Origin of the sequence: Bradyrhizobium sp., from assembly GCF_049512235.1 — a bacterium.
Classification (GTDB): domain Bacteria; phylum Pseudomonadota; class Alphaproteobacteria; order Rhizobiales; family Xanthobacteraceae; genus Bradyrhizobium.
This window is the reverse complement of the sequence record NZ_JBEKXH010000383.1, coordinates 1-6,203: the sequence shown is the minus strand read 5'-3', so window position 1 is coordinate 6,203 and position 6,203 is coordinate 1. Positions and strand designations below refer to the sequence as shown.

The window sequence follows — 6,203 nt, the reverse complement described above, 5'->3', positions numbered from 1 at the left end:
GTGCTGCAGGGCGAAGCCGGCCGCGAACATCGCCGGCATGGCAAACAGGGTCGCCAGGAAAGGGTCTACTCCGAGCCAGGTCGCCAGCGACAGGATCGCGAACGCCGCCAGCACGATCAGATCGCCATGGGCGAGGTTCACCAGCCGCATGATGCCGAAGATCAACGACAGCCCGGCGGCGAACAGCGCATAGAGGCCGCCGAGCAGAACGCCCTGGATGATGGTGCCGAGCCAATCCTGCATGCTCATTGTCCGAAATAAGCGACATGAATTTGTTGGCGCGAAAGTTCCTGGGCCCGTCCCGACAGCGACACCCTGCCCTCCTGGAAGCAATAAACCCGGTCGGCGACCTTCATCGCCTGCGCGATATCCTGCTCGACCAGGATGATGCTGGTGCCGCTCTGCTTGATGCGCGGCATCGCCTGGTAGATATCGCGGATGATAATCGGCGCCAGGCCGAGGCTGATCTCGTCGCATAACAGGACGCGCGGGTTCGACATCAAGGCGCGGCCGATCGCGGCCATCTGCTGTTCGCCGCCCGACAGCGTGTGGCTGGGCGCGGCGCGGCGCGCCTTCAGCGCGGGAAACAACGAATAGATCGCATCGAGCGACCATAGGCCCTGGACATTGCGGCCGTAATTTCCGATCTGCAGGTTTTCCTCGACGCTCAGCGAGGAAAACAGCCGCCGTCCCTCCGGCACCATCGCGATTCCGAGCTTGAGGATCCTGGCCGCTCCCAGCGCGCCGATCGGCTTGTCATCGAATCGCACGCTGTCGGGCTCGACACGGATCAGCCCGGCGACGGCCTTGAGATAGGAGGACTTGCCGGCCCCGTTGGCGCCGATGATTGCGATCGTTTCACCTGGCCTTACCACGGTATCGATGCCGTACAGCGCCTGGAAGTCGCCGTAACGCGCGACGAGGCCAATGGTCTCGAGTATCGGGGGCGTCACGCCGACAGACCCATATAGATCTGGCGTACCTCCACCGAGGCCATCACCTGCTGCGGATCGCCCTCCGCCACCTTGCTGCCGAAGTTGAGCACGCTCAGCCGTCCGACCACCGCCAGCAGCGCGTGCACGATGTGCTCGATCCAGATGATGGTCATTCCGCTGGCATGGATCTGCTTGATGGTCTCGACCAGTTGCAGGCACTCGCCCTCGGTCAATCCGCCGGCGATCTCGTCGAGCAGCAACAGATGCGGCTGGGTTGCGAGCGCGCGCGCCATTTCAAGCCGCTTGCGCTCCAATAGCGTCAAGCGGCCGGCGAGGCTGTTGGCATGCGCCATCAGATGCACCCGGTCGAGGATCTCCGCGCAGGGCGCGGCGGCTAAGCGCTCCGTCATCCCCCCGCCGTGCACCGCGGCCACCAGCAGATTCTCGAACACGGTGAGATTCTCGAACGGCCGCGGGATCTGATGCGAGCGTCCGATGCCGGCGATACAGCGCTGGTGCGCCGTGGCAGCCGTCACGTTGCGCCCGTTCAGGTAGATTTCGCCGGCATCCGGTGTCAGCGCGCCGGCGATCAGGCTGAACAGCGTCGTCTTGCCGGCGCCATTTGGACCGATGATGCCGAGCGCCTCGCCCGGCGCAACCGACAGGTCGATGCCGTCCGCCGCGATGACCGAGCCGAACCTCTTGCTCAGGCCATTGATCTTCAGCATGCGCTTGCAGTTGACGACAGCAAGGACGAATCGGAACCACATGGCCCGATGGCGGCGGCCATCGTCCGCTCTTCCCACCCTGCCATCAAACGATCAGCTCCATTTTGCCGCCGGCCGGAATATCAGGCGCAGTCCGGTTGTCGGTGATGACGATGTCGTATTTGTTGCCGTCCTTGATGCGCCATTGGCCGCCGACCAGCGGGGTCTTGGCGACGTTCTTGGCGGCGAACGGCGGCAGGTTGGCGCCGTTCCACGCTACCTTGCCTACCACGGTATCGAGATTGGTCGCGGCAATCGCACCGACCACGGCTTTGGCATCGCGCTGCGGCGCGCGCTTGAGCGCATCGACGGCGACCTCGAATAGCGCATGCGCAAACCCGATCGGCTGCGTCCATTGCTTCTTGGTGGCGGCCTCGTAGCTGGCGGCAAGTTCGCGCGCGGTCATCGCGGTGAGCGAGGATTTGAATGGATGGTTCGGCGACCACCAAACTTCCGACGACAGATTGTTGCCGTCCTTGCCGAGCGCTTCGACGGCGACCGGAAACAGGATCGCTTTGCCGATCGAGGCGACCTTCGGCTTGAAGCCCTGCTGCAGCGACTGCTTCCAGAATGTCGTGAAGTCGGGCGGCAATACCACCCCGGTGATGATCTCGGCGTGGGCGCTCTTGAACGCACCGATTTGTGCCGAGAAGTTGTCGGTGAGATTCTGGTAGCGGCCGGGGTCGGTGAGCTTGTAGCCGAACTTTTCCAGCACCGGCGGAAACCCGACCTGCTTGTCGCCCCAGGCGTTGCCGTCGCCGTCGTTCGGAAACAGACCGCCGACCGATTTATTGGTCGCCACCTGGCTCCACATGTTGGTAAAGACCGCGATGACGTCTTCGAGCCCCCAGAAGAAGTGGTAGGTGTAGTTGAAGTTCTTCCAGGCCGGAGGTCCACCGGCCGGATCGGCCTGGCGGCCGATGAACCAGGGCTGCCAGGGCGCCACGGTCGAGATGCAGGGCACCTCCTCGATCTCGCATTGCGTTGAAACCGGGTTCGTGGTCTCCGGCGTCGAGGCCACCAGCATCAGGTCGATCTTGTCCTGAACGATCAAATCCTTGGCGACCTCGGCGGCGCGGTTGGGATTGGACTGGCTGTCCTTGACCACGACTTCCACCGGAACGGTGGCGCCGCCGAGCTTGATACCGGCCTTGGTGGCCTCCCTGAAATTGGCGATGATGAAGTTGTCGGCTTCGGCGAACGCGGCGAGCGGTCCGGTCTGCGGGCTGACATAGCCGAGCTTTATCGGACGCGTCTGCGCAATGGCCGGCATCGCCATGCCGGTAGCAAGCGCCGCTCCGGCCGCGGCCGACGATTTGAGCAGCGCACGTCGATCGATTTCAATTTGTACGATCTTGGTCATCGAATTCACCCTCCCTGAAGAACTCCCCGAACGGCCCGCTTATCCCGCTGGCCTTGACCGCCGTCCGGGAATTGTTCGATATTCGAACTCGCGTTCGTTTTTAAGCTAGTTTCGATGACAGTCCCCGAGGAGTCAACCGCTCGCTACGGCAGGGTGTGCAAAATGACAACTTCAGAGCACTTGAAGGACGGTCACGACAAGGAGTTCATGACCACGCTTGCCAAGGGCCTCGGCGTTCTCAGCGCGTTCGGCAAGCAGCGGCCCGCGATGACGCTGTCCGACGCGGCCGCCGCCGCCAACCTTTCGCGGGCGACCGCACGCCGGGTGCTGCGCACGCTGGCCCAGCTCGGCTATGTCGTCCAGGACGGCCGCGCGTTTTCCTTGACCCCGCGCGTTCTTGAGCTCGGCTTTGCCTATCTCTCGGGGCAGGACTGGATCGACCGGGCGCTGCCGATGATGAAAGAACTGAGCGAGCGGCTTGGCGAGTCCTGCTCGGGCTCGATCCTGGAGGGCATCGAGATCGTCTACGTCGTGCGGCTTCCTGCGCGACGCATCATGTCAACCGCCCTGGCGGTTGGCAGCCGGTTGCCGGCCTTTCACACCTCGCTCGGCCGCGCCCAGCTCGGCTATCTCGATGCCGCGGAAATCTGGCGGCGGCTGCGGACGGCACCGATCGGGGCCTATACGCCTTACACCATCACCGACATGCAGGCGCTGTTCGATCGCGTTTGCGCCGACCGCGAGCAGGGATTTTCCATCGTGGACGAGGAACTCGAGCGCGGGCTTCGCTCGATCGCCGTCCCCGTTCTCGACCGCACCGGCCAGGCCATCGGCGCCATCAATCTCTCGGCGCACAGCACGCGTACGACCCGCAACGAGATGCGCGAAAAATTCCTTCCCGGGCTTGCGCACATCGCGCAGCGGATTTCGCAAACCCCCCGGCACGGTTAGGCGCGGGAGCCATCCGGCCTTGCGCGGGCCTTGCGTAGGCCTTGCGTTCGCTCGCCTTGCCAGCGCGGGGTGGAAACTCTATCGTTTCCGTTCGCTCTGCGCACGATAGTTCGCATATCGAACAAAAAACACTGGCGTTCGAATTCCACGGGAGGTGACAAATGGCAAGAGCAACGAACACCAAGGCGACAACGAACGGCGGCGTCGATCGCGCGGCCTTCGCGCGGCGGCCGGAGAGTATTGGCCAGATGAAAGTCACGCGGCCGCAGACCGGCGCCGAATATATCGAATCGCTACGCGACGGCCGCGTTGTGTTCATCTACGGCGAACGCGTCAAGGACGTCACGACCCATCCGGCCTTCCGCAATACCGCGCGGATGGTCGCGCGCCTGTACGACGCGTTGCATGACGACAAGCGAAAGAACAAGCTGCTGCTGCCGACAGACACCGGCAATGGAGGCATGACGCACGCCTTCTTCAAGGCGCCAAAGACCGTGGCGGATTTGGTCGCCGGCCGCGACGCGATCGCCGAATGGGCGCGCATGACCTATGGCTGGATGGGCCGCTCGCCGGATTACAAGGCGGCATTTCTCGCCACCCTTGGCGCCAATGTGGACTTCTACGATCCGTACCAGGACAATGCCCGGCGCTGGTACAAGTTCAGCCAGGAGCGCGTGCCGTTCATCAATCATGCCATCATCCATCCCCCGATCGATCGCGACCGGCCGCCGAACGAGGTCAGCGACGTCTGCTGCCACGTCGAGCAGGAGACTGACGCCGGTCTCATCATCTCGGGCGCGAAGGTGGTCGCCACCGGCTCGGTTCTGACCAACTATACGTTCGTCGCCCACCACGGCTTGATTCCGGTGCAGGACAAGAAATTCGCCGCGGTGTTCATGTTGCCGACCAACTCGCCCGGCGTAAAGTTCATCTGCCGCACGTCTTACGAGATGAGTTCGACAGTGATGGGCAGTCCATTCGACTATCCGCTATCGAGCCGGCTCGACGAGAACGACGCGGTCTTCATCATGGACAAGGTGCTGGTGCCCTGGGAGAACGTGTTCGTCTACGGCGACATCGAGAAGGCCAACAACTTCTTTCCGCGCACCGGCTTCCTGCCCCGCTTCGTGGTGCACGGCTGCACCCGGCTCGCCGTCAAACTCGATTTCATTGCCGGCCTGCTGCTCAAGGCCACCGAAGCCGCGGGCACCAAGGATTATCGCGGCGTGCAGGCCAATGTCGGCGAAGTGATCGCCTGGCGCAATCTGTTCTGGGGACTTTCGGACGCCATGGTGCGCGATCCCAGGCCGTGGATCGGCGACTATGTCCTGCCGAACATGGATCCCGGCAATGCCTATCAGATCATCGCGACGATGGCCTATACACGGGTCAAGTACCTGATCGAACAGACCGTCGCTTCGGGTCTGATCTATCTCAACAGCCACGCGCGCGATTTCAAGAATCCGGAAATCCGGCCCTATCTCGATCAATATCTGCGCGGCTCGAACGGCTACAAGGCGGAAGAACGCGTCAAGCTGCTCAAGCTGTTGTGGGACTGTTTGGCGAGCGAGTTCGGCGGCCGGCATGAGCTTTACGAAATCAACTACGGCGGCTCGACCGAGGAAATCCGGCGCTACTGCCTGTTCGGCGCCCAGGCCTCCGGCAACGCCGATAAGTTCAAGGGATTCGCCGAGGAGTGCATGGCCGAATACGACCTGGATGGCTGGAGGGTCCCCGATCTCAGCGATCCCGGCGAACTCAGCTATCACGTCATGCGCGACGCCAAATAGATCATCCCCGGGGAGCATCGCGCAAGCGAGCGTCTCGAAGGCGTCAAACGACGGCCGCGCCAGCGGCCATCCTTTGAGACGCAAGCCCTCGCCCTGCGGGCAAAGGCTTGCTCCTCCGGGAATGAGGACCGAAGCCTGGAACCGGCAGGTTTAAAGCAATCGGCGTCCAGCCCGAACCGATCTACCACCGCCCGTCGGAGCAAAAATACGTTCGCGGAATGACGCGCCATGCCGTGTAGCGATAATACGGCCGATAGGCATAGCCGAGATAGATCGCCGGGGCCTCGTCGTAGAGCGCGTCGTGATAGAAGTTATAGACCGGCCCGTCGCTGCAACGATGGGGCAGCCAACCGACGCGGCCGACCAGGCGTATCCCTTGTTCCCCGGGGATAGCCGG

The 6,203-nt window shown here is 63.0% G+C and carries 7 protein-coding genes; 2 read left to right on the top strand and 5 right to left on the bottom strand.

What is annotated here, in order from left to right:
- The 4 genes from ABSG20_RS27025 to ABSG20_RS27010 form a co-directional block, all read right to left on the bottom strand.
- The coding region (locus ABSG20_RS27025) for an ABC transporter permease subunit (protein WP_423867542.1) at positions 1-243 on the bottom strand (243 nt) is incomplete at its 3' end.
- Positions 244-245: 2 nt separating this feature from the next.
- Positions 246-953 (bottom strand): ABC transporter ATP-binding protein, encoded by a 708-nt coding sequence (locus ABSG20_RS27020; RefSeq protein WP_423867541.1) that lies wholly within the window; start codon positions 951-953, stop codon positions 246-248.
- The gene (locus ABSG20_RS27015) at positions 950-1,705 is read right to left on the bottom strand and encodes an ABC transporter ATP-binding protein (protein WP_423867540.1); all 756 of its coding nucleotides are present in this window, start codon (positions 1,703-1,705) and stop codon (positions 950-952) included. The genes ABSG20_RS27020 and ABSG20_RS27015 overlap by 4 nt, the downstream gene beginning before the upstream one ends.
- A gap of 43 nt (positions 1,706-1,748) precedes the next feature.
- Entirely contained in the window at positions 1,749-3,065 is a 1,317-nt protein-coding gene (locus ABSG20_RS27010) for an ABC transporter substrate-binding protein (RefSeq protein WP_423867539.1), read from the bottom strand.
- A 162-nt stretch (positions 3,066-3,227) separates the two neighbouring features.
- On the opposite strand from ABSG20_RS27010, the gene ABSG20_RS27005 reads away from it, so the two are divergent.
- Both ABSG20_RS27005 and ABSG20_RS27000 read left to right on the top strand, forming a co-directional pair.
- Entirely contained in the window at positions 3,228-4,016 is a 789-nt protein-coding gene (locus ABSG20_RS27005) for an IclR family transcriptional regulator domain-containing protein (RefSeq protein ID WP_423867538.1), read from the top strand.
- Between the two features lie 161 nt (positions 4,017-4,177).
- Positions 4,178-5,806 (top strand): 4-hydroxyphenylacetate 3-hydroxylase N-terminal domain-containing protein, encoded by a 1,629-nt coding sequence (locus ABSG20_RS27000; protein WP_423867537.1) that lies wholly within the window; start codon positions 4,178-4,180, stop codon positions 5,804-5,806.
- Between the two features lie 181 nt (positions 5,807-5,987).
- On the opposite strand, the gene ABSG20_RS26995 is transcribed toward ABSG20_RS27000, so the two are convergent.
- Positions 5,988-6,203 (bottom strand): hypothetical protein (locus tag ABSG20_RS26995; RefSeq protein WP_423867536.1); only part of this gene is annotated, 216 nt, incomplete at its 5' end.